This is a genomic window from Paenibacillus sp. FSL H3-0333, assembly GCF_038002805.1.
In the GTDB taxonomy this organism is placed as follows: Bacteria; Bacillota; Bacilli; order Paenibacillales; family Paenibacillaceae; genus Paenibacillus_AQ; species Paenibacillus_AQ silagei.
Genome location: NZ_JBBODG010000001.1, coordinates 5,417,800 through 5,439,897, shown reverse-complemented (window position 1 = coordinate 5,439,897; position 22,098 = coordinate 5,417,800). Strand labels below are relative to the sequence as shown.

Below are 22,098 nucleotides of genomic sequence, written 5' to 3'. Positions count from 1 at the left end.
ATGGGGCAAGGTCGAGTCTGCACTATGGAGACGAAGGCGTTCTAGTCCACCCATCGCACCAAGGTGTGTGCGGGCGGCATGGTACGGAAGATGACGATGTGACCCACGGAGATCTCGTCATGTCTGAAACAGATGCACTTGCAGGGCGAGTGATTAAACAAAGTCGAAGCGGTCGCGCCGCACCCGCCGCTTCCCAGAATGCGCGGCAGTTTCAGTAACGGATGCTATAAGGAAACCCCGAAATGCATACCGGATGCATGGCGAGAAGTCGGAGAGCTGCGCATTACTTACGAACGGACGAACAACAGAAACGTCCGGATACGCATGAAAGCAGAAGGCACAGGACGAAAGGTTCATTCATTAATCGACAAGGTGTATCACCGAACTAATTTGGAAATGGCATGGGAAGCTGTGAGAACAAACGGAGGCAGGGCATATACCAACCGATGCCGGTCAGACGAATTCACATTCCCAAGAAAGAAAAGCCAAACGAGAAGCGTCCGTTGGGCATTCCGGCGATACGGGACAGAGTTTGTCAGCAAGCATTGAAAAACAGGCTGGAACTTATCTTCGAGCCCCTATTCAGCGAGTGCAGCTTCGGATACCGACCGGGCAAATCAACGCATCAAGCGATGCGGAAGATTTATCGCGAACTTATGGACGGATGCGAATGGATCGTGGATGCAGACCTGCGGGACTTCTTCGGAACGGTCCATCACGAACCCCTAATCGACAGGATTGCGGAGCAAGTCAGCGACGGCAGAATCCTCAAACTGGTCAGGCAAATGCTCGAAGCCGGGTATAGGGAGAGCGGTACGAAATACGCTACTCCAAGCGGAACACCGCAAGGAAGCGTTGTGAGTCCGTTGTTCAGCAATGTCTACCTGAATCGGTTCGACCACGAAATGACGGGTAGAGGGTACCGACTGACGCGTTTCGCTGACGATTGGGTCGTCCTCTGCAAGCCGCACGGGCGCTTCGGGATTCTAGAACGATTTTGGAGTCTTTTGGACTGACGCTTCACTCGGACAAAACCAAGATCACCCACATCAAATGGGGATTCGAGTTTCTGGGCTATAAGCTCAAACAGGGAAAGGGTCTAGCGTTGCCACGGGAAAAGGTGAAGAAGCCTTCGAAGATGAATATTCATGCCTATCCCAAAGACAAGTCCATTCAATCATTCATGGACACTATTCGAGCCCGAACCCACAGACGCATCCCGCTAACCGTTTTTGAGCTCATCGACTCCATAAACCCCGTCATCCGAGGTTGGGGAAATTATTTCCGCAAATCCCACGTCAGAAAGCTGTTCAACCGACTTCAATGCTGGATTATAAGGCGGATATGGAGTCACCGATTCAAGCGCTGGCGCAATGCGGGTGGAAAAGACTGCCGGAATGCATCCTTTACTCCAAGTACAGATTGGTAAATCTCTTGTCAATAATACCGGATTTGAACCTACGAACTGCACCCAGAGGGTGACATAAAGGAAATGGCCGGTCCGTTACGGTTTTGGCAATAGGCCCGGCATAATCCTGTCCCCAAGTGAGCGGCAGCACACCTGTCGTACTCGCCATGCCGTCTGTTCCGCGGAAGCTCTTTAAGCTGGCACCTGTCACCCTTGGCGCCTTGTGCACGGGCATTGTCAGCCGCTTAGGCCTGGGCCAGCGCAGTTTCGGATACATGGAGGTAGGCATGGAAGCCAAGTTGCCCCCAATCGTACGCCTTGATTCGATCCAGATACGCTTGCGTAATTTGGACAGAAGTCGTTGTGCCGCTGATCATATCCTGCTGCATCTGTGCAATGGATTTATTTACAACATCGGTTTGAAACGGAATCACTCCCGAAGCAATAACAGATAACGCAATGGAAGTAGCCAGTACTTGCTTTTTAGTTTTACGTAGATGTTTTAACTTAGTCATATGGGCAATATCCTTTTCCTTTATGTATGTTTTTTAATTGTGTTAGAAAATGTAATATTGTTATTCGATTCAGTCAATGAAAAATATGAATTTAATATATTTTTAGCAATATAGGGTGAATGGTGAACTAGTGTGAAATATATAGAGTAGATAAGGCGAGGGTGTATCAAGTTTTATAATAGACCTTATGGTCCGAAAATGAAGAATGATGTATTTACTATTTTTATTGTTAGAAACCTGTTACAATGACCAAACTTATTCCGGATAAATTCTTTATCAGGCAAATAGACACTGAAAAGGAGGAGTAGCTTTGAATAAGCTGGCATTGTTATTTCCAGGTCAAGGCTCCCAGTATGTGGGGATGGGGAAGCGTTCTTATGAGTCTTCTGAAGCTGCCAAAGAAGCATTTGAAGAGGCGAATGACACCCTTGGGATGGACATCCGCAGGCTTTGCTTTGAAGGAAGTTTAGAGGCACTGAAGCAGACGGAGAATACACAGCCTGCAATACTGACAGCATGTTATGCGGATTATCTGTATTACCGGCAGCAAGGCGGAATTGAGCCTCATTATTCAGCTGGACACAGTCTTGGAGAGATCACTGCGCTTACCTGCGCGGGCGCTATTTCATTCCGGGATGCACTGCAAATTGTACGTATTCGTGGTGAGTTAATGGCAGAAGCAGGACGGGAAGTTCCGACTCTGATGTCCGCGGTACGGGGAATGAAGCCGGAAGAAGTAGAGGATTTATGTGCGTCGGTATCCACACCACGGGAGTGGGTTGTGGTTTCCAATTACAATTCGCCCGGTCAATTGGTTGTCGCAGGACACCGGAACTCGGTGATCTCAGTCGAGGAGGCGGCTAAGCAAAAGAATGCCGATGTGATCCGGCTGGAGGTCAGCACGGCATTTCATACTCCGCTGATGAGAGAGGCTGGTGAACGGCTGTTCCAGGTTCTTAAAGGATTTCGTTATGAAGAACCTGCATGGCCAGTTCTCTCTAACGTCACTGTTCGTCCATATGAGAGTAAGTCAAAGATCCCGCAGCTTCTGACCGCACAAATGACGAGCCCTGTACGTTGGACCGAAAATATGGATTATCTACAACAGCAAGGTGTCGTAATGGCAGTAGAAATTGGTCCAAAGGCTGTTCTACGAAACTTAGTGCGTCCGTTTTACCCGGAGATACATGCCTTCTCCTTCAATAAGGAGGAGGATCAGGCTTCGATTTTTAGACAATTGCAACTGTTGCCGACTGTTGTAACCAAGTGTCTGGCTGCGGCAGTTTCTACAAAAAATCAGAACTGGGCTCAGGAAGAATATCAACAGGGCGTAATAGAACCCTATGAAAAAATCCGTAAACTTCATAATAAGCTGAAACAGTCAGGAAAGCAGCCCGACGTGGAGCAGATGAGAGACTCCCTGGACATGCTGATCCGGGTATTTACGACTAAGAAAGTACCGTTAGAGGAACAAAAAAGACGTATTGCGATTATTTTGAAATCGACGGGCACCGGAGGTATGTTCAAGGACTATTTAGATCCGTTCCACATTTAATCTTCTAAGCAGTAATTTAAGAAAGCGCAATAATCTGGATGGTATAACTATGATAATAGAGAATTTTAAGAAGCAGCTTGCCAACAGGAAGTTGCTTTTTTGTTTCCAAAGCGGAATAAAATACATAATTTAGATATAATGTTTCTATTTGTATTGAAAAAAAACAATAACTATAGGAAGATCTACTAGGTTGAAGGAATCCAAAATTTATCATATATATAAAAAAATTATCTATGGAAGGATGCTAGCAAATGCGAAAAACTATTTTGCCTGTTAATGAAAATCCGCCAATTATTGGTTATCTCCATCATGCATACCCTTTATCTATTTTGTCTGTAACTGAAGCGTATGTTCCCTGGTTTTACTCGAATTTTGTTCAACTCATCAGCCCCAAAGATATAGCCACCAACCGCAATTCCCAATTTGATTTTTATAATAAGTACTTTTTCTTTGGATACCCACAGGGCATACAGCCGCTTAAAAACCAAATGATTAAGCGGGGATTATTATCCAAAAATTATACTGGCGGAGTTAAGCAATTTATCATAGATTGTATTGATTTGGGAAGATATATCTACACTTGGGCTGATGAGTATGATATTTCCAGTAAAATTTCATACCAGAAAAACCATGTATTTCATGATGTCTTCATTTACGGATATGATCTTGAGAATAATTGCTTTTATACATTAGGTTTTGGAACGGATATGCAGTTTTCTTCACATCTCATTCCATTTGAACAACTGCATAGTTTAGAGGACACTTTAGATTATTGGGATATAAAGATATTCGTAATTGAAAGAAATGATCAATTTGACGACTCCAGTGTAGATCTATCATTGCTTAACATTTGGCTTAATGATTATTTGCGGTCCTTTGATTCATCTCTTAGATATAAGCCGTTAATATACTCCTATGGTCTGAATAGTGAGACTGGAGATCTATGTTATGGTATATCCGTATATGCTTCCCTGATGGAATACCTTGAATCTGTCAAAAGAGGGCAATCTTCGCTTGACATCAGGCCTTTTCATATATTATGGGAGCATAAAAGAATCATGGTTGAGCGAATCAAATATATGATTGATAACGCTTATATTGAAGATGACGGCTTACTGGAAAAGGCTAAACAGCTGGAAAAAGTCGTTTTATCGATCCGAAACCTTTTGTTGAAACATTTTATTATGAAAAACGATATTCCTGAGCAGTACATTAAAGAGAAATTATTAACGGCTAGAGGAATGGATATAGATTTAATAGAGACATTTATTTATATTCTAAGCGGAAAACTTAATCCTTCAAATGAGAATTAGAAAAATGCTTATTGTGAAAAAATTAACATCAATAATATTTTATAGGATATAAAATTGGTATATAGGAGGATGTATACCATGAATTGGTATGTAATATATGTGCAAACTGGTTATGAAGAAATAGTTCAGCGGTATATAAAATATAAGTACCAAGGTGAATATACAACATTGACTCCCAAAAGAATGCTTTTTGAGAAAAGAGACGGAAAGTATGTAAGCGTTATTAGGAAAATGTTCCCTGGATATGTATTTATACAGTTCAATATGGATAATTATTCTTATCATTTAATCAACGACTTGCCTAAGGTCCGCAAAATTCTTTGCAATGGCCTTGATTTCATCCATGTCGATGCAGATGAAATGAATCCGATACTGGATTTGCTGGATACAAACGGAATCATTGGTGATTCTGCGGCTAAAATGAACGCAGCCACAACGGAGTTCATCTCCGGCCCCTTAAAGGGACGCGAACATTTAATTTGCAAAATAAACAAGCATACTCGCCGCGCAAAGATTCGGCTGGAGTTGCTTGGAGAAACTAAAATGATTGATTTGGGCTTTAAACTCGACGGTATGCTCTAAGGCGGTTGTTACTCACAACACATTGATGCCCTTTGATGAAGCTTAGGCACATTAATTAGGCTGAATGTTACATACTTATAATCGGCTTACATCAAATTTGGTGCATGCAAGTGGCGAAGCTGTATTCTGAAGGCGGTATCCCTGTCTCTGACTCCTCCAATTTGGAGGATGAGCGGAAGCGGGTGGCCCGCGCTGAAAAAATATTATGATAGATTCCAGGTCCTCCTTATAAAGGGGATCTTTTTTTGTGAATTAGAATTGATTAATAACTTGCGAGGAATAGGGCGGGAGGAAATTATGAAGCAGATTAAAATATACGGCGTAGGCGGCCAAGGTGTCGTAACGGCTGCCAAACTGCTGTGCAGTACAATCTGTCAATATGAAGGTGGATTCGCTAAAATGTTTCCGGCTTATGGGCATGAACGAAGAGGAGCGCCGATTTACGCTGATGTCTTTGTGGATAGTCAGCCGGTGCTCTTAAATTGCTTTGTTGCCCAACCGGATATAGTACTTCTGCTGGACCCTAGTCTGGAGCAGAGGGGGAGGATGATTAATAAGGGAATTGGACCGGACTGTCTGCTAGCCGTAAACACTTCCGACTGCGCCAGGTTTTCGGAATACGGCTTTGAGAGGATCTATCATGCGGATGCCTACCGTTTGTCCAAAGAAATGATCGGCAGTGACATTCCAAACCTGTCGATGCTGGGGGTGCTGGCCAGAACTGGACTTTATGGCATTGACCATGTGTGCAGCTGTATCGAGGATTATTTTCATACGGAATCTTCAATAAAATACAGGGAGTTGGTGAGGCGTTCATATGACTACGCAGAAGTTAACTGAGTTTTTGCTGGGACCTGTAGCAACAAGTTGGAGAAGCCAGCCCGTGGGGAGCTGGAAAAGCACGAAGCCCGTGTACAATGCTGTCGGGTGTACGGGATGTGGGCAATGTGAAATGTACTGCCCGACCGGCGTTGTACTTATGAACAGGAACAGTGCAACTGATTTAATTACTTTTAATTATGAATACTGTAAAGGCTGCAGCATTTGCTCTGAGGTGTGTCAGCGCAAATGTATCGCAATGGTAAACTGTGATGAAGAGAATTGATATAAGGATGCTGGACGGCAATGCCGCAGCAGCGGAAGCTATCAAGCTGGCACGGGTGGAGGTTGTTGCATCATACCCTATAACGCCGCAAAGCCCGCTGGTGGAAAGATTGTCGCAAATGGCTGATACAGGTGAAGCAGACTGCACATATGTTTGTATGGAGTCCGAGCATTCTGCCATCTCCTATTGCATCGGCTCGCAATTGACCGGTGTCAGAGCGGGCACTGCAACCTCCTCTGTTGGTCTGGCATTAATGCATGAAGTGCTTGGTGTGGCCGCAGGCTGCAGAGTGCCGATAGTAATGCCTGTTGTTAACAGGGCACTGGTCTCTCCATGGAGCCTTTGGTGCGACCATCAGGATACCATGGCTGAGAGGGATACAGGCTGGATTCAATTATATGCGGAAAATGCTCAAGAAGTGCTGGATTTAATGATTTTGGCCTACAGGATTGCCGAGCATAATGAAGTGCTTCTACCGGTCATGGTATGTATGGACGGATTTTTTGTGTCCCATTCACTCCAGCCGGTCGTTGTTCCTGATCAGACCCAGATCGATGAATTTATAGGAGAATACATCCCTCATAATATGCATTTGAATTTCAATCGTCCGTATTTTATCAACAATTTGACACCTCCTGAAGAATTTACTGAAATGCGTTTTCAGCAGGAGCAGGGGTTTGCCCGGGCTGAGCAGGTCATTGGTCAGGTAGCAGACTTGTATCTTCACAAATTCGGACGAAGCTATGGATTGCTGGAAGCCTATAAATGTGAAAACGCAGAATATATCATCGTATGTCTGGGTTCCATGGCCGGAACTATCAAGCATGTGGTTAATGAAAAGACAGCAGCGGGCGAACGGATCGGGGTAGTGAAGGTCATTTCCTTCCGACCTTTCCCCCATGAACAATTATCTGAGCTGCTGGACTCGCCGAATTTGGCTGGTATCGCTGTTATAGACAGGAGCGCTGGTCTTGGTGCGGCTGTTGGGCCCTTATGCCTCGAGGTGAAGGCTACGGTCAAGCGTAATGCAATACCGGTTACAAACTTTGTCTGCGGGTTAGGCGGGCGTGATATTACAACCGGAACAGTTCTGAACATATTGGATGAAATGAAAAAAAACGGCAGCCAGTCACGCAAAGTATGGATTGATGTAAAGGAGCATGCAATGGAAATCAGAAGCAAAGGGGACAGGCAATGAAGGTATTAATGATGTTCATATACAACGATGAAATGAGCGGGACGATGGAGGAGATCGGGTTATCCCTGTTGGCCGCTGTCTTAAGACAAGATGGCCATGAGGTCAGACTGATGATGAATCATGAGCGGGAACTGGATATGGGTAAAATTCAAGAAACACCTGACTTGATTGGTTTTACGGTATATGAAGTTTCCAAGGATTCGGTGTACCGTAGTATTGCCAAGGCACGGGAAATCTGGCCTTCGGCAGTCATTTGTGTCGGAGGGGTGCTTGCGACCTCAGACGGAAAGCAGATGCTGAAGGAGAATGACGCGATTTGCTATGCTATCTCTGGTGAAGGAGAAGAGACTCTGAAGGAGCTGGTTCAGCGCTTAGAGCGGGGCGAATCAGCTGCCGGCATACAAGGTGTCATCTACAGAGACGGTGACATCGTTGTGGAGAATGAACCCAGACCGCTAATTCAGGATCTGGACCAGATCCCTTTCGCAGCCCGTGACATTCTCGTTGAGAAAAAAATGAAAATTGCTACAATATCCGGTTCAAGAGGTTGTCTGGCCAGATGTAATTATTGTGCTACCCAGCTCTTTTGGTCGAAATGGAGAGGACGTTCTGTAGGTAATGTCGTCGACGAGCTTGAAATGATTGTTAACCGGTATCAGGTAAGAGCCTTCAACTTTATCGACAGCAGCTTTGAAGATCCCTATAACAGCCTGAAACGGCTGACAGCGCTGGCAGAAGAGATCGTCAGAAGGAAATTGTCGATTGCTTATTTCGCAGACTTCCGGGCCGAATTCCAACGAAAGACTTCTCCTGAGGTAATGGATTTGCTGAAGGAATCAGGATTGACTGGCGCTTGCATTGGTATTGAATCGGCCAACGATCAAGATCTTGTCTTCTACAATAAAATCGCCAGAGCGGATGACAATAGGAAAATTATGGATTTATTTAATGGCTACGGAATTTGGATTTCTCCGGGATTTATCAATTTCAATCCAAAAACCACCATTGAAGGCTTGCACAATAACCTGGAATTCCTTCACCAGTATGGCTATGACATTAAATTCTTCTCTAAACTGGCCATTTTCAGCGGCACGGTTATTTATAATCAGCTGAGCGCCGAGGGGCTGCTAACACCTGGAGATAAGTCTAATAACCAATACCGTTTTGTAGACCCATCGGTCGGCCGATTCTCGGAATTTATGCAGTATTTCGCCGGAGAAGTGAATCGGATCAATGGCAGAATTATGAGTAACCTGGATTTTTACCTGGATTATTTCCACCTGATCCTGGGGTACTACCGGCGCCTGTTTGAAATTCGTCAGGATGCAGCCGGATTGGATTTTTTTGCACAGTATATTGAGGAGTACGGCGCTGTTAAGCAACTTTTTAACCAGTCGTTTTATCAATGGACAAGTATGCTGCTTAAGCTTGCACAGGATGAGGTCAGGCTGAATGGGATGAGGGATTGGACTCTCAGCAGGATTACACCGCAGTTATTTGCCGACACACTTGCAGACTTTGAACGGCTGCGTTTGAAGCTGTATCAATACTTAATGCGAAAAGGCTATGAATCCAGCATTATTACATTTTGATCTTTTGATAAAGGAACGGGAGACGATGAAAATACCTTTGGTTGCCAATGGTGTCAGCACCTGCACAGGCTGCGGCATGGAAATAGTTCTGAGAAATATTCTGGATGTATTGGGTCCTGATACAATGATTGTCATTCCTCCTGGTTGCGCTGCCTTATTCTCAGGAGACGGAAACGTAACCGCGTTGCGGATTCCCGGATTTCAGGGGAATCTGGAGAACACAGCGGCATATGCGGCTGGAATAAGGGCTGGGCTTGACCGCCAGAACCGCAGCGAAGTGCATGTACTGGCTTTTGCGGGAGATGGTGCGACAGCAGATATAGGATTGCAGTCTCTTTCCGGTGTCTTTGAACGGCAGGAGCGAATTATTTATGTCTGTTATGACAACGAAGCATACATGAATACCGGTATGCAGCGGAGCAGCTCCAGTCCCCAAGGTGCCTGGACCAGCACAACGCCGGGAGGCAAAGCGGTAATGAAAAAAGATATGCTTAGCATTGCTAGGGCACACGGCATTCCTTATATAGCTTCTGCATCTGTCGGATATATGCCTGATCTCAAGCGGAAAATCTCCAAGGCGAAAAAGGTAATGGGGCCCAGCTATATTCATATCCATACCCCTTGTCCTACCGGCTGGGGGTTTGAGTCCCGCTTAACAGTCGAAGTGGCACGAAAGGCGGTTGAAAGTGGGATGTGGGAGCTTTACGAAATAGAACACGGAGAGAAAACTGTCAGTCGGAGCAAGATAAAACATGCTTCAGCGGAGGCTTATTTCAGCCTGCAAAAGAGATTCAGCAAAGTTTCCTCCGAGTTCATGAAGGAGCGGGTCCAACATGAGGACAAGGACTAAGGCTCAGGGGAGTAGGCGGCGTAAGGTTGAAGTGGTATCCTGCTTTGCCGGGGTCAGCCAAGTCGAGCCGATCCTGGAAGCTGGAGCAGATGCCCTTTACTGTGGTCTGGTTCGCAGCTCGTGGCATAATACCAGCATTGAATTAAGCTGGGATGAGATATACGCAGCCAGTAAAATCATCCACGGCCAGGAAAAGAAACTGTATGTCGCCATCAATCGTGATTTGACCACTGAAGAGGTGGATGAACTCCTGGAGCGGTTGCCCGTCCTGGAAAATGGAATGCTTGACGGACTCATTCTCTCAGATTGGGGCTGTATCCACGCTATCCGCCAGCGGTCCGGGAGTTTTCCGATTCATCTAAGCGCAAATGCGGGATGTATGCATGATTGGGACTTTAAATTGGCCGAGGAGCTGGGGGTACAACGGATTGTCTTACCGCCGGCCATGACATTGAAAGAGATGAATGCAATTACATCCCGCTATCATTTTGAATGGGAAGCTATCACTTACGGGATGAAATGCATAAATGAAGCCGGACATTGCCAGTGCGGATTGCCTGTCGGGGAGAAAAGCACTCAATTTATATGCAGCCATCCATTGGGTTTTAGCGGTGGCTGTATGGATGATGAGGTTATGTATTTACCTTTTGGAAACCAATTCTCCAGAGGGGAAGAAGCGCAGCATTTACGGGATATCGGCGTGAACCACTGGAAGATTGAAGGTAGGGCAAGGGGTTACAGCCATATCGCTCAGGGCACAAGGACACTAAGATCGCTTGCCGATATACCATATGGGGGAATGCTTCCATGACAGAACAAATAGTTGTAAACGGAGTCCACTGCCACTCTTTGTGTGACTGCTCTATGGATTTTGAAAGACAGCCTAAAATTTGGATTTTGGGAAGTGTATTGTGCGATAAGGAACGGGCAGATTTGAACGAAGAGCGGCTGATAAAGTCATGCCAAAAGATCAAAGAGGCTTCGCCTACGGCTAAAATATATGTTCAGCAGCCGTATTATCTGTTTGGACAAGAGTCTCAGTTCATAGAATTTGTCGGGAAAATGGGCAGGTATAAATTAATTGACGGGATTGTGGTGAACGGCCCTGGGATCCTGAATGCTTTTCAGGGGACGGACCATCTGGAGTTTGTGCTGGGCCGCTTCAGTATCCGAAAGCGAAAGCGGACCAATGCTTATTTATTTGATCTTCTTAAGAATTGCAATATAACAGCAGTAGAGTGTTTTGCGGAAGATACCTCCTTATTGGAGGACCTTTCGGTGAGTACCCATTTCCCGCTATGGATCAGAGAAGGGGAGAAAAGAATGTTCTCCTTGTCGAGACAGTGCCTAATTCAAAAAGACGGGCGCTCCGCGACCTGCGATCCCCGTCGCTGTGCCTCAGGATCGCAGATTCTCGCTGACCGTAGCAAACATGTAAGATTGATTAGCAGCGGGCATCTTCTGTATCGGGCAGGTTCCATCGTTGAAGACAAGCCCTTGCCCCTGCATGAGGCAATTATTTATAACGCAGGCGGGCTGGAAATATGAAGAGTACCAGATTAGTATCGCCCTATTGGAATCCGGTTACAGAGACAGCAGAACTTCAGCGTTTGCAGAAGCTTCAGCTGCGCAGGTTCCGGGAGGCCATGCAGTTTGCAGGGCAGCATTCTCCCGCATACCAGAGCTTATATGCCTCCGCAGGCATTCAGCCTGAGGATATTAACACTATACAGGATATCAGACTGGTGCCTATCGTTGATAAGCACTTTTTTCAGGAGTCTGCTACCGGTTCTTTTTATGGCAACGGGCTTGCCGTTCCGGCGTCAGATGTCGTCTTCTACCATCAGACCAGCGGTACAACAAGCCGTCCTATGAGACAGCCGGATACGCTGGAAGACTGGTATTGGTGGGCAGAATGCTGGGCAGCAGTGCTATGGGCACAAAATGTCAGGAAAACGGATAAAGTCATGATTGCCTTTAACTATAACCTTTTTATAGGCTTTTGGGGTGCGCATTATGGTTGTGAGAAAATCGGTGCTGAAATTATTTCTGCCGGAGGACTTTCGTCTGAGCAAAAGCTGCATCATATCTTCGATGCGGGCATTTCAACATTGATTTCGACGCCGACTTATATCCTCCGCCTTGCCAAGACGGCAGCCGGGCTGGGGATAGACCTATCCCAAAGCCCGGTTAAACACATCATATGCGCTGGGGAGCCCGGAGCACAGATTCCGTCTACCAAAAAGGCTATAGAAAAGGCCTGGAATTGCGATGTATATAATCATGTAGGCGCGACGGAAGTAGGGGCCTGGGGGTTTGAGTGTGCGCATAAAGGCGGAGGGCTGCATGTCAATGAATCGATGTTTCTGGTAGAAATAGTTGATATTCACACCCATGAAGTCATAGAGGAGCCGGACCGGTACGGAAAACTGGTCATCACGGCTTTTCACCGGAAAGGGCAGCCGTGCATCCGATTTAATACAAACGATTGGGCTTGCTGGCAGGAGACGCCCTGTTCCTGCGGACGAACTTACCGGATGCTGAAAGGCGGCGTGGAGGGAAGAATAGATCATTTGCTGAAGGTCAAAGGCACGTTTGTAACCCCTGCTGTTGTAGAGGAGATTGTAAATAGTTCCGAGAGTCTTGCTCATGAATATAAGGTCCTTATACATCCTGGGGATAAGCGGCCGGAGCTGATTGCCGAATGTGTGCCCGAAACAGCCTCGGAAGAGATTGCGGAAATTGCCGCCAGAATCCGCAAGCATATTCGCAACCGCACCTGTCTGGATTTTGAAGTCTCCATCCAGCCATACGGATCACTGCCGAAAAGTGAGCTGAAGGCGAACAGATTCACAGACTTGCGGCAGAAAGGGGGATTGGTCCATGAACCCAGCTGCGGAACTGCCGGTTCTGGAGAAAATCACTGAACATATTGACAGGATGGAAGCGATAATTGACGAGATCCAGATATATGGTGAAATCATGCCATGCATAGGGAGTAATGCGGAGCAAATCAAAGCGCTGCTGCGGCTACTCAAAATAGAGTGTGAAGATTTTTGACTTTGAATAGTTGGAGGTGATCCAGTGAATAGTCGGTTGACTGACCCTTATCTGGATTCAATGAACCTGCTGAACGAATTAAGCCTTTTGTATCCCGGAGCAGTCTCCTTTGGCTCGGGAAGACCGAAGGAGGAGTTGTTTGAAGTAGAATCTGTGGTCTCAGGCATAAAGGATTACGCAGCCCGTCATAAGCCCGCATTGGTTGGTAGTGATAATCTGAACAGGCTTGGTCAATACAATATGACCAAAGGAATCATTAATGAGTCCATTTCCAGACTGCTGCTTAACGATGAGGGAATCACAGCGGATCCTGAGGATATTCTGCTTACCGACGGAGCACAGGAAGGAATGGCGATCGTAATCCATGCTCTCTTCGGTTCGCCTGAGGATGTGCTGATGATTAGCGAGCCTTCCTACGTGGGCTTCGTCGGTTACGCGAAAATTTGCGGCATCCCCCTTTGTCCCATTGGCCGAAAAGAAGGAGGAATGGATCTTGATGAACTGGAAGAGAAGGTGCTTGCCTTGCACAACCAGGGAAAGCGCCTCAGAGCCGTTTACGAAGTTCCTGATTTCCACAATCCTACAGCGGAATATATGCCCTTGAACAGCCGCAGGCGTCTGCTTGATCTGGCAGAAAAGTACGATTTTTATATAGTGGAGGACAACCCATACGGCTACTATCTATACGAAGGAGAGAAGATTCCCACGTTAAAAGCACTGGATATCCACCGAAGAGTGATCTATATAGGCAGTTTTTCCAAAACCATATTCCCCTCATTGCGGCTGGGATATCTGGTTGCTGACCTGGATCTTTCCATTGACTCCAGAAAGGTGCGATTATCGGAGCTGTGTAAGAAGGTGAAAAGTTTCCTGACTGTCAATACATCGGCATTGCTTCAAGCCATGGCGGGGGAACTGCTTGAACGTGAGGATTTCTCTCTAAAGTCATTTGTTAAACCTAAAGTGAGCAGTTGTCTACATAGCAGGAACCTGCTGCTTTCCGCTCTCGACAGGCATTTGGAGGGGCGATGTACTGTATCCAAGCCAGCGGGAGGGTTTTTTATGGCGGCCGAGTGCTCCTTTGAATGGACTCGTCCGCTGCTCATGGAATGTGTTCGAGACTACGGTGTAATAATTTGTCCTATGTATATGTTCCGGCTTAATGAAACGGGCAGATCGCACGGATTCCGCCTTGCGTTCAGCAACCTCGACCCGGAGACAATAGAGACCGGAGCCGAACGGCTGGGTGCTTTTATCAGGAACCGTATATGAGGATAGATCCGCGGGATGTTCAAGATATAGTAGCATTGTCTCCTATGCAACAGTCAATTTTGTTGGAATGCCTGCTTAATCCGATGGAGGGTCTTTATATCGAACAGACAGAGCTGATCTTTCAGGGGCCATGGTCACAGCAGGCTGCGGAGAGGTCCTGGAAACATCTCTCAGCCGTCAATGACTCCCTTCGGACAGTCTTTCGCTGGGAAGGTTTGAGCGAACCGGTACAAATCGTCTTCAAAGAGCGGACAGTGCCAGCAGAGTATTACAGCATGACTAGTCTGCCTGCAGAAGATCGGGAAAGGCGCAGTAAGAAGCTCATGGAGGAAGCAGCAGGCAAGCTGGACCTTGGGCTCTGTCCAATCAGGCTAACCTTTATCCCTGAAGCCGGCCGCTTCCGTCTGGTAATTACGCACCATCATATACTGTTTGACGGCTGGAGTAATGCGCTGCTGGCTTCCGAATTTGTGGCGGCATATACAGAGGCGCTGGGGGACCGGACACAAGCCCGGCCAGTCAAAACACCTTACAAGCAATTTATTAATTACTTGCAGTCTGTCCAAACGGTTGAACAGGAGGAGGTATGGAAGTCCTATTTAAAGGGATTTGTCCAACCTCCATGTAAAGTCTCACAGTCAGCAGGAACCACCCAAGATTCTTCACTTGAAGTATATGCAAGCGTACTGGACAGCAGGCTTGAGGAGGCAGCAAGGCTATGTGCCGAGCGGGGAACCACGATGTCTTCGCTTTTTCAGCTGGCCTGGGGGTTAACTCTCCAGAAGTTCTGCGGTTCTGATGATGTGGTATTCGGTACCGTTGTCTCGGGGCGAAATGTTCCTGTGCAGGGGATCGGGGAGATGGTCGGATTGTTTATGAATACAATTCCGATAAGGGTCAGAACACATCCCGGTGAGAGGCTTGCATCGGCTTGGGAGCGGTTGGATCAGAGTAACAGAGAATGCGTCCCGTCACATCACCTTCCACTCCATGCCATTAAACAGGCGGTTGATAAGACCAATGAGCCGCTGTTCGATACATTTCTGGCCGTTGAAAATTACCCGGTGAATTGGAGCGGACTTACCGGCACGGACAAGCTGAGGCTTGAATCGTACCGTCACCGTCTTAATGGTACCCGGTTCCCTTTGACGGTCGAAATTCTGATGATTAACGGATTCGAGATTCGCTTTGTCTATGACGGCAAGTATTATTCCAACAATCAGGTGAAGGTTCTGGACCAGGAATTCTGCTGTATATTGTATGCCGCAGCTTCCATGATTCATGCTCCCGTTGAGCATCTGTTATATGGTGCCCCAGCCGAGGCTTGTGCGCCGGTAGCGGATTTTGATTTCTGATTAAAGCTTCAATTGTTAAAAGGGCGGTGGAATAGTGCAACTTCAAACGAACAGTGAAACGGCGGATCTGAATGGGGAATGGAATGACCTTGAAAGCGAACGGAGCCAGTATGCTTTTATGCTTCATGATTATCCGTACGGGAGAGCTCAAAATTGGCAGTCTTATCAAAAGCAGATTGGCAGTGAACAAGGACAAGCGCTACTTCGGATATGCAAAAACAACGATTTATCTGTTTATATATGGATAATATCCGTATTGGGTATTGTTATGCGAGGATCATCGGGAATGGGGCGTATGCTTATTTTCGCCCCCCTTATGCAGGGTGAGAGAACGCATGGCCACAGTGGTGTTCTGATAAATAGCATTGTAGATGGTGGCATGGTATTCCGGGACTACTTGATTCAGATGAAACAGGAGGTTCTGCGTAACAGCTACTCTCACACCATTGAAGCCCAGAAAAAAGTTAAACAGCTCCTCAATACCGGAGAGAACTGGCCCTTCCGCTACCAGTGCCGTTATGACGCAATTCATGGAGCAGCGGAAGAAGACATTCTCCCGGGGAATGAAATATCGTTATCTTTTCAGAAAATCAATGACAGCTTTACACTGAAAATCAGTTATGACGAAGCCCTTTTTCTGCACGATTCGATGCAGCTGTTGGCTGAGAGATTTCTGCTCGTACTGGAGCAGACGCTTGTGCATCCGCAATTTGAAATAGGCGGCTTCAGCGTTCTAAGTGAGGATGAGGAGTCACGGCTGCTGACACAGCTAAGCGGCAATGCCGGCACCACATCCCCTGAGCAAACGGTGACGGGGCTTTTCCAGCTCACTGCTAAGAGAACTCCAGACTGTCAGGCAGTCGTGTTCAAGGAGAAAATGCTGACTTACCGGGAGCTGGAGGAGCGTTCAGACCAGGTAGCAATCAATCTGCGGGCAAACGGTGTTTCACATGGGGCGCTAGTTGCGGTAATGGCCTCCCCTTCTCTGGAGCTTATTGTTGCTTTGCTTGGTATTTTGAAGACAGGCTGTGCTTATGTTCCGCTTGATCCCAAGTATCCGGAGAGTCGGACACGCTACATGCTTGAAGATTCATCAGCGGAGGTACTCCTGGTCAATGGATATGAAGAGAGGGCGGCCGGGCTCGGTTTTAAGGGAAAGGTTATTTCGTACAGCCTCCTGGAGTCAGAGGAACTTCCGGAACAGCAGCCACAGTACCAGGAAATAAAGCCCAGCGATTTGGCCTACGTGCTGTATACCTCAGGCTCCACAGGCAGGCCCAAAGGGGTAATGATTGAACACCGCAATGTAACTGGTCTGGTAACTGATATGAATTTTATTTCCCTGCGACCGGGTGAGGACCGGCTGGCAATGACGGGTTCAGCTGTATTTGATATTACTACGTTTGAGATTTGGGCTTCCTTGCTTAACGGAATTACATTACATGTGATTGACGGAGACACGCTGCTCGATCCTGATGCCCTGGTAGAGAATATACGCCACAACAGAATTTCTGTTCTCCATCTGGTGCCCCAGCTGTTTAATCGTTTCGCACTCGACCATGATTCGATTTTTAAGAATCTGCGCTATTTTCTGATTGGTGGAGATACGGTGCGTCCTTATCTATTGAACCGGATCAGACGGAAATACCCCAAGTTAAATATCTGCCATATGTACGGCCCTACTGAGAATACCACATTCTCCTCTTGGATGCCCGTTCATCAGGAGTATGATGGCCCAATTCCCGTTGGTAGACCAGTGAGTAACTCTGTGATGTATATCCTGGATGAAGCAGGACAATTATGTCCCATAGGTACTCCAGGAGAGATTTATGTGGGGGGGGCCGGTATAGCCAGAGGATACCTTAATCAACCGGAGTTGACACGCGAACGTTTTGTGCCGAATCCTTTTACCGGAGGCGAACGTTTATACCGGACCGGTGACCTGGGACGCTGGATGACGGACGGGACTGCGCAGTTTCTGGGCCGAAACGACCAGCAGGTCAAGATTAGGGGAGCGCGTGTGGAACTCACAGAGGTGGAGAGCAGGCTGGCCCACTTTCCAGGCATATTGGAGGTTGTGGTTCAGGTAAGAGAGGAGCATTCAGATCCCATATCGGATAAGGAATTGGCTGCCTACTACGTGGCGGATTCTTCAGTGCGCCGGGAAGCGTTGCGGACATGGGCTGCTGCTGAGCTTCCAGCGTTTATGGTTCCCTCGCAGTTTATCGAAATTGAAGCTGTTCCGCTGACACCTAACGGAAAGGCCGATTATAAGGCTTTACGCGAAATTCGCAGCAAAGAAATAGTGGCCATCGGTCAGCCGAGAGATGACATAGATCGTAAGCTTATTGAAATCTGGGAACACATACTGCCGAATCAGACAGGCCTGATCGGGATTGATACCCGGTTTTTCGATGCGGGCGGGCATTCCTTGAGAGCGATTTCACTTGTATCGTTGCTTTCCAGACACTTTCACATACAACTGCCACTGGCGGAAATTCTGCAGAATCCGACCATCCGGACGCTGGCGGATTTCATTAGAGAGCAAAAGACTGCCATACATGATCCTATTCCGGCTGCCGTTCCTTTAGAGGAGGGTAATGTGCTTTCATCGGCACAAAAAAGGCTGTACTTCCTGCAGGCGCTTCATCCGTTGGAAACAGCATATCATATGACTGCAGTCTACAAACTGGAAGGCCGGATTGATCGTGACGTGCTCGAAGCGGGTTTTAAAGCATTGGTGAACAGGCACGCTATTCTTCGGACCTGTTTCATCCGAAAAGGAGATGAGATCCGCTCCTATATCATGCCGGAGTCACCCTTTGCGCTGGTGCAAATGAGGTGCAATGAAGCTGAAATAGAAGATGCAATCAAAGCGGCAATTTGTCCTTTTGATCTGGAACAGGCTCCCTTGATAAGGGCGCGGCTTATTGAACACGGGGATAATCAGGCCCTTTTAGTGGTTGATTTGCATCATATCGCTGCTGATGGACTGTCCTGCCAGCTGCTGATGAATGATCTGGCCGTATTTTGGTCAGGAGGAGTGCTCCCGGACCCGGACAAAACCTATAAGGACTTTGTGATATGGCAAACCGGAAGAAGCCGATCAACGGCGCTTGAATCACAACGCAAGTACTGGATGAGAGAATTTGCCGGTGGTATACCGGTTCTGGATCTGGCCACAGACTTTACCAGACCGGATCTTCTCAGCCATGAGGGTAACGCTGTAGCGTTCACTTTACCGAACACAACAGTAAGACAGCTTAGCGCTCTGTCGGCAACCGCCGATACGACGTTATTTGTTATTCTGTTCGGGATATGGTTCCTGTTGCTGCACAAGCTTACTCATCAGAAGGATTTAGTTGTCGGCACTGTAACCGCCGGCCGGTCTCATCCGGATCTGGAGGAAATGGTTGGCATGTTCGCTAATACGTTGCCTATCCGGCTTGGTGTGCAGCCGGAGAACAATTTCTTGAACTTGCTCTCGCAGCTGAAATTGAAAGTTATTGGTGCCCTTGAACATGATGAATATCAATTCGAGGATATGATAGATGAACTGCAGGTTCACAGGAACCCTGCACATAATCCCCTATTCGATGTCATGTTCACAATGTCACCCAAACCGGCTCCTGTCCCAGGTATACCGGATATGAGTGTGCAGATTTATCCCATTAAAAAACAGACTTCAAAATTCGATTTAACTTTGTTTGCTGAAGAGGATGCGGTAACAGGCAACCTTCATTTTGAACTTGAATATTGCAGCCGGTTGTTTAAGCGCAGCACGATTGACAATTATATCCGCTGGTTTATTCATCTGGCGAAATTAGCAGCGGAGTATCCTGAGGAACCTATAGCTAGGATTTCTCTAACAGGGAAGGAATCAGAGGAACAACTGCTTGATGCCTATTGTGGTGAGCGGGTTGCCCTTTCAGGATCGGTTACTGTGCAGGAACGATTTGATGAGTGTGCATATAGTTATCCGGACAATATTGCCGTATCCGATGCCGGACAACACTGGACTTACCGGGAGCTGCGTCTCTTAACGGATTTGGTGGCCGACAGATTAATCCGGTGTGGAATCCGCAAAGGCGATAAAGTCGCTTTGTTACTGCACAATTCGGTCTGGCTTGTTGCAGGTATGCTCGGTGTGCTGAAAGCCGGGGGTGTATATGTACCTCTTGATCCCGAGTTTCCAACGGAGCGGATTAATGGCCTATTGGCTGACAGTGGTAGCCGTCTTCTGCTGACAGAGCAAGATTTGGCAGGAAGGACATGGCAAGTGGAAAGCTTGTGGATAGCCGGTGAGCTGGAGCTCCGAGAAACTCAAGGCGAGCTGCTGTGTGCTGCAGGAAGCGCAGAGGATTTGATTTATATTATTTATACTTCCGGCTCAACGGGAACACCGAAGGGTTGCCTTATCCGGCAGGAAGGGGTCATAAATTATCTGGATTGGGCAATTCGTACTTATTTTAACCATCCTGGGATTGTGGTTCCTTTATATACATCTCCAGCCTGCGATTTGACTGTTACTTCAATTTTTGGACCTTTGCTATCCGGTCATGCGCTGGAAATCTATCCACGCGGAATTGAGGTTCTACAATCCATAGTAACTGACAAAAAGGTGAATCTGATAAAGCTCACACCATCCCACTTACGGCTTTTGAATCAGCTGGATTGCTCTGAATCGCCACTGCATACGTTCATAGTCGGAGGGGAAGCACTTACTACGGAGCTTGCTTCTAGAACCCGAAAGAACTTCAAAGGTAATGTACGGATTATAAATGAATATGGACCTACCGAGACTGTGGTTGGCTGCATGGTTTACGAATTTGATCCGCATACAAATGTTAAGCATTCAGTTCCCATCGGCAAACCCATTCAGAATATGGAGGTGTGCATTCTGGATGAATCCGGGAATATGTGCCCGGTGGGTGTACCAGGAGAACTACACGTCTCCGGTGTAGGAGTTTCACCGGGATATCTGAACAGGACTGACTTAAGGGAAGAGAAATTCATTGCCCATCCTTGGCGGGGGCCATATGGCCGGATGTACAAGACGGGAGATATTGCATTGTATGCCGAGGAGGGCTGGATCGAATACCGTGGAAGACGGGATACTCAAGTGAAGATCAGAGGTTACCGGGTTGAGACGGAAGAGGTCGAGCACTGGTTATTGCAGCAGCCGGAGGTGGAGAATGCTATAGTGACCGCGGTACAGAGCCCCGCCGGATACTTGCATTTATGCGCTTATCTCGTGACAGAGACAATAAAAAACCACAGTGCATGGAAAAAAAACCTGGCTGCACAACTGCCTGATTATATGGTACCCGATTACTACGTTACACTTAAAGACCTGCCCATGATGGAGAACGGGAAAGTCAACCGGTCGCTGCTTCCCCTGCCGGTATGGGAAGCAGCAGGAAGCAAGGAGAGAACGAAGTCTGATGGGGAAAAGCTTGTTTATGATTTATGGGCGAAACAGCTGGCAGTCACAGAATTTGGTACAGAAGATAATTTCTTTGATATCGGCGGGAATTCCCTTACGGTTCTAGCTGTACACAGTGAACTGGTCAAGATCTACCCGGGTCTGAAAGTGACGGATTTCTTCAAATATCCAACCATTAGTTCATTATGCAGTTATATCGCCTTAATGGACAAGGAAGCGCAGCAAGAGGAGGACGTTGAGGATAATGTGAATCAGGATCATTGTAAATCAATAGATTTGGTACAATTTACGGAATCATGCTTCCGGCTGCCGGAAGCTGTAACTTCAACGCTGGAGGCGTTATGCCAAGCTTCCCGTGCAACCTTGCGTGAGGCCGCAGCTGCAGTTTTTGCATGCCTCTGGGGGGATGCCGCGGGTAGAGCAATGGTTAGCGCTGACACGCTCATTCCAGATGAATATTCCGGGGTAGTGCGAATGAAATTTGACTTCTCCGGCAATCCGGCTCTGCCGGCCATGCTGGAGCAGGCGTGCAGATTACAGGAAATAAGCTCTGAAGCGCTGGGAGTTGAAGTGGAGGGCCCGGAGAAGGAATTACTAATTGTTCCGCTTATTTACTGGAAGGACGATATTGACATCTGCGACTGTCCTGCAGATAGCTATGATGTTCTGGTGGAAATGGAACGGAGCATAGGGGAAGGCTGTTTGTTCCGCTGCCGCTATAACCAGGCAATACTTGATTCGCAGGCAGCGGATGAAATATTTCATTTGTATTCGGGGATGTTAAGCGCCATCTCACAGACTTAAGATTGACTCGACAAAAGGTGGAGATCCAGTGGGAGAAGGAGTG

Annotated in this window: 18 protein-coding genes; 17 read left to right on the top strand and 1 reads right to left on the bottom strand. The window is 47.1% G+C overall.

Annotated features, from left to right (window positions below; all coding sequences use genetic code 11):
- Positions 1-401 precede the first annotated feature (401 nt).
- Both MHH78_RS24260 and MHH78_RS24255 read left to right on the top strand, forming a co-directional pair.
- Positions 402-1,016: a reverse transcriptase domain-containing protein gene (locus MHH78_RS24260; protein ID WP_341169089.1), complete on the top strand. Its 615-nt coding sequence runs from the start codon at positions 402-404 to the stop codon at positions 1,014-1,016.
- A 122-nt stretch (positions 1,017-1,138) separates the two neighbouring features.
- A complete protein-coding gene (locus tag MHH78_RS24255) occupies positions 1,139-1,429 on the top strand; it encodes a group II intron maturase-specific domain-containing protein (protein WP_341170369.1) in 291 nt (96 codons plus the stop codon).
- Positions 1,430-1,653: 224 nt separating this feature from the next.
- On the opposite strand, the gene MHH78_RS24250 is transcribed toward MHH78_RS24255, so the two are convergent.
- A complete protein-coding gene (locus MHH78_RS24250) occupies positions 1,654-1,923 on the bottom strand; it encodes a hypothetical protein (protein ID WP_341169088.1) in 270 nt (89 codons plus the stop codon).
- A gap of 310 nt (positions 1,924-2,233) precedes the next feature.
- Here MHH78_RS24250 and fabD point away from each other — a divergent pair, with 310 nt between their 5' ends.
- The 15 genes from fabD (at position 2,234) to MHH78_RS24180 (ending at position 22,055) form a co-directional block, all read left to right on the top strand.
- Positions 2,234-3,478, top strand: a complete 1,245-nt coding sequence (fabD, locus tag MHH78_RS24245) for an ACP S-malonyltransferase (RefSeq protein WP_341169087.1) — start codon at positions 2,234-2,236, stop codon at positions 3,476-3,478.
- 251 nt (positions 3,479-3,729) lie between these two features.
- On the top strand, positions 3,730-4,791 hold the full coding sequence (locus tag MHH78_RS24240) for a hypothetical protein (protein ID WP_341169086.1): 1,062 nt from the start codon (positions 3,730-3,732) through the stop codon (positions 4,789-4,791).
- A 78-nt stretch (positions 4,792-4,869) separates the two neighbouring features.
- Entirely contained in the window at positions 4,870-5,373 is a 504-nt protein-coding gene (gene loaP, locus MHH78_RS24235; RefSeq protein WP_341169085.1) for an antiterminator LoaP, read from the top strand.
- Between the two features lie 297 nt (positions 5,374-5,670).
- Positions 5,671-6,213 carry a 2-oxoacid:acceptor oxidoreductase family protein gene (locus tag MHH78_RS24230; protein WP_341169084.1) on the top strand — a complete coding sequence of 181 codons (543 nt, stop codon included), beginning with the start codon at positions 5,671-5,673 and terminating at the stop codon, positions 6,211-6,213.
- The gene (locus MHH78_RS33980; RefSeq protein ID WP_445667942.1) at positions 6,191-6,478 is read left to right on the top strand and encodes a 4Fe-4S dicluster domain-containing protein; all 288 of its coding nucleotides are present in this window, start codon (positions 6,191-6,193) and stop codon (positions 6,476-6,478) included. Before MHH78_RS24230 ends, MHH78_RS33980 begins: the two co-directional genes overlap by 23 nt.
- The gene (locus tag MHH78_RS24225; RefSeq protein ID WP_341169083.1) at positions 6,465-7,676 is read left to right on the top strand and encodes a phenylglyoxylate dehydrogenase; all 1,212 of its coding nucleotides are present in this window, start codon (positions 6,465-6,467) and stop codon (positions 7,674-7,676) included. Before MHH78_RS33980 ends, MHH78_RS24225 begins: the two co-directional genes overlap by 14 nt.
- A complete protein-coding gene (locus MHH78_RS24220) occupies positions 7,673-9,268 on the top strand; it encodes a B12-binding domain-containing radical SAM protein (RefSeq protein WP_341169082.1) in 1,596 nt (531 codons plus the stop codon). The genes MHH78_RS24225 and MHH78_RS24220 overlap by 4 nt, the downstream gene beginning before the upstream one ends.
- Positions 9,243-10,118 (top strand): thiamine pyrophosphate-dependent enzyme, encoded by an 876-nt coding sequence (locus MHH78_RS24215; protein WP_341169081.1) that lies wholly within the window; start codon positions 9,243-9,245, stop codon positions 10,116-10,118. The genes MHH78_RS24220 and MHH78_RS24215 overlap by 26 nt, the downstream gene beginning before the upstream one ends.
- Complete coding sequence (locus MHH78_RS24210; RefSeq protein WP_341169080.1) at positions 10,102-10,929, top strand: peptidase U32 family protein; 828 nt, start codon at positions 10,102-10,104, stop codon at positions 10,927-10,929. The genes MHH78_RS24215 and MHH78_RS24210 overlap by 17 nt, the downstream gene beginning before the upstream one ends.
- Positions 10,926-11,666: a hypothetical protein gene (locus tag MHH78_RS24205; protein WP_341169079.1), complete on the top strand. Its 741-nt coding sequence runs from the start codon at positions 10,926-10,928 to the stop codon at positions 11,664-11,666. The genes MHH78_RS24210 and MHH78_RS24205 overlap by 4 nt, the downstream gene beginning before the upstream one ends.
- Positions 11,663-13,045 carry a phenylacetate--CoA ligase family protein gene (locus MHH78_RS24200; RefSeq protein WP_341169078.1) on the top strand — a complete coding sequence of 461 codons (1,383 nt, stop codon included), beginning with the start codon at positions 11,663-11,665 and terminating at the stop codon, positions 13,043-13,045. Before MHH78_RS24205 ends, MHH78_RS24200 begins: the two co-directional genes overlap by 4 nt.
- Entirely contained in the window at positions 13,002-13,178 is a 177-nt protein-coding gene (locus tag MHH78_RS24195) for a hypothetical protein (protein WP_341169077.1), read from the top strand. Before MHH78_RS24200 ends, MHH78_RS24195 begins: the two co-directional genes overlap by 44 nt.
- A 24-nt stretch (positions 13,179-13,202) precedes the next feature.
- The gene (locus MHH78_RS24190; RefSeq protein WP_341169076.1) at positions 13,203-14,450 is read left to right on the top strand and encodes an aminotransferase-like domain-containing protein; all 1,248 of its coding nucleotides are present in this window, start codon (positions 13,203-13,205) and stop codon (positions 14,448-14,450) included.
- Positions 14,447-15,805 (top strand): condensation domain-containing protein, encoded by a 1,359-nt coding sequence (locus MHH78_RS24185; RefSeq protein WP_341169075.1) that lies wholly within the window; start codon positions 14,447-14,449, stop codon positions 15,803-15,805. The genes MHH78_RS24190 and MHH78_RS24185 overlap by 4 nt, the downstream gene beginning before the upstream one ends.
- Positions 15,806-15,839: 34 nt before the next feature.
- On the top strand, positions 15,840-22,055 hold the full coding sequence (locus MHH78_RS24180; RefSeq protein ID WP_341169074.1) for an amino acid adenylation domain-containing protein: 6,216 nt from the start codon (positions 15,840-15,842) through the stop codon (positions 22,053-22,055).
- The last annotated feature ends 43 nt before the right edge of the window (positions 22,056-22,098 follow it).

Excerpts from the sequence above, each read along its gene's own strand:
- MHH78_RS24230 (WP_341169084.1), top strand. The coding sequence starts at position 5,671 with ATGAAGCAGATTAAAATATACGGCGTAGGCGGCCAAGGTGTCGTAACG.
- MHH78_RS24210 (WP_341169080.1), top strand. The coding sequence starts at position 10,102 with ATGAGGACAAGGACTAAGGCTCAGGGGAGTAGGCGGCGTAAGGTTGAA.
- MHH78_RS24195 (WP_341169077.1), top strand. The coding sequence starts at position 13,002 with ATGAACCCAGCTGCGGAACTGCCGGTTCTGGAGAAAATCACTGAACAT.
- MHH78_RS33980 (WP_445667942.1), top strand. The coding sequence starts at position 6,191 with ATGACTACGCAGAAGTTAACTGAGTTTTTGCTGGGACCTGTAGCAACA.
- MHH78_RS24260 (WP_341169089.1), top strand. The coding sequence starts at position 402 with ATGGGAAGCTGTGAGAACAAACGGAGGCAGGGCATATACCAACCGATG.
- MHH78_RS24220 (WP_341169082.1), top strand. The coding sequence starts at position 7,673 with ATGAAGGTATTAATGATGTTCATATACAACGATGAAATGAGCGGGACG.
- MHH78_RS24200 (WP_341169078.1), top strand. The coding sequence starts at position 11,663 with ATGAAGAGTACCAGATTAGTATCGCCCTATTGGAATCCGGTTACAGAG.
- MHH78_RS24215 (WP_341169081.1), top strand. The coding sequence starts at position 9,243 with ATGAATCCAGCATTATTACATTTTGATCTTTTGATAAAGGAACGGGAG.
- MHH78_RS24255 (WP_341170369.1), top strand. The coding sequence starts at position 1,139 with ATGAATATTCATGCCTATCCCAAAGACAAGTCCATTCAATCATTCATG.
- MHH78_RS24240 (WP_341169086.1), top strand. The coding sequence starts at position 3,730 with ATGCGAAAAACTATTTTGCCTGTTAATGAAAATCCGCCAATTATTGGT.
- MHH78_RS24205 (WP_341169079.1), top strand. The coding sequence starts at position 10,926 with ATGACAGAACAAATAGTTGTAAACGGAGTCCACTGCCACTCTTTGTGT.
- loaP (WP_341169085.1), top strand. The coding sequence starts at position 4,870 with ATGAATTGGTATGTAATATATGTGCAAACTGGTTATGAAGAAATAGTT.
- MHH78_RS24225 (WP_341169083.1), top strand. The coding sequence starts at position 6,465 with ATGAAGAGAATTGATATAAGGATGCTGGACGGCAATGCCGCAGCAGCG.
- MHH78_RS24250 (WP_341169088.1), bottom strand. The coding sequence starts at position 1,923 with ATGACTAAGTTAAAACATCTACGTAAAACTAAAAAGCAAGTACTGGCT.
- MHH78_RS24185 (WP_341169075.1), top strand. The coding sequence starts at position 14,447 with ATGAGGATAGATCCGCGGGATGTTCAAGATATAGTAGCATTGTCTCCT.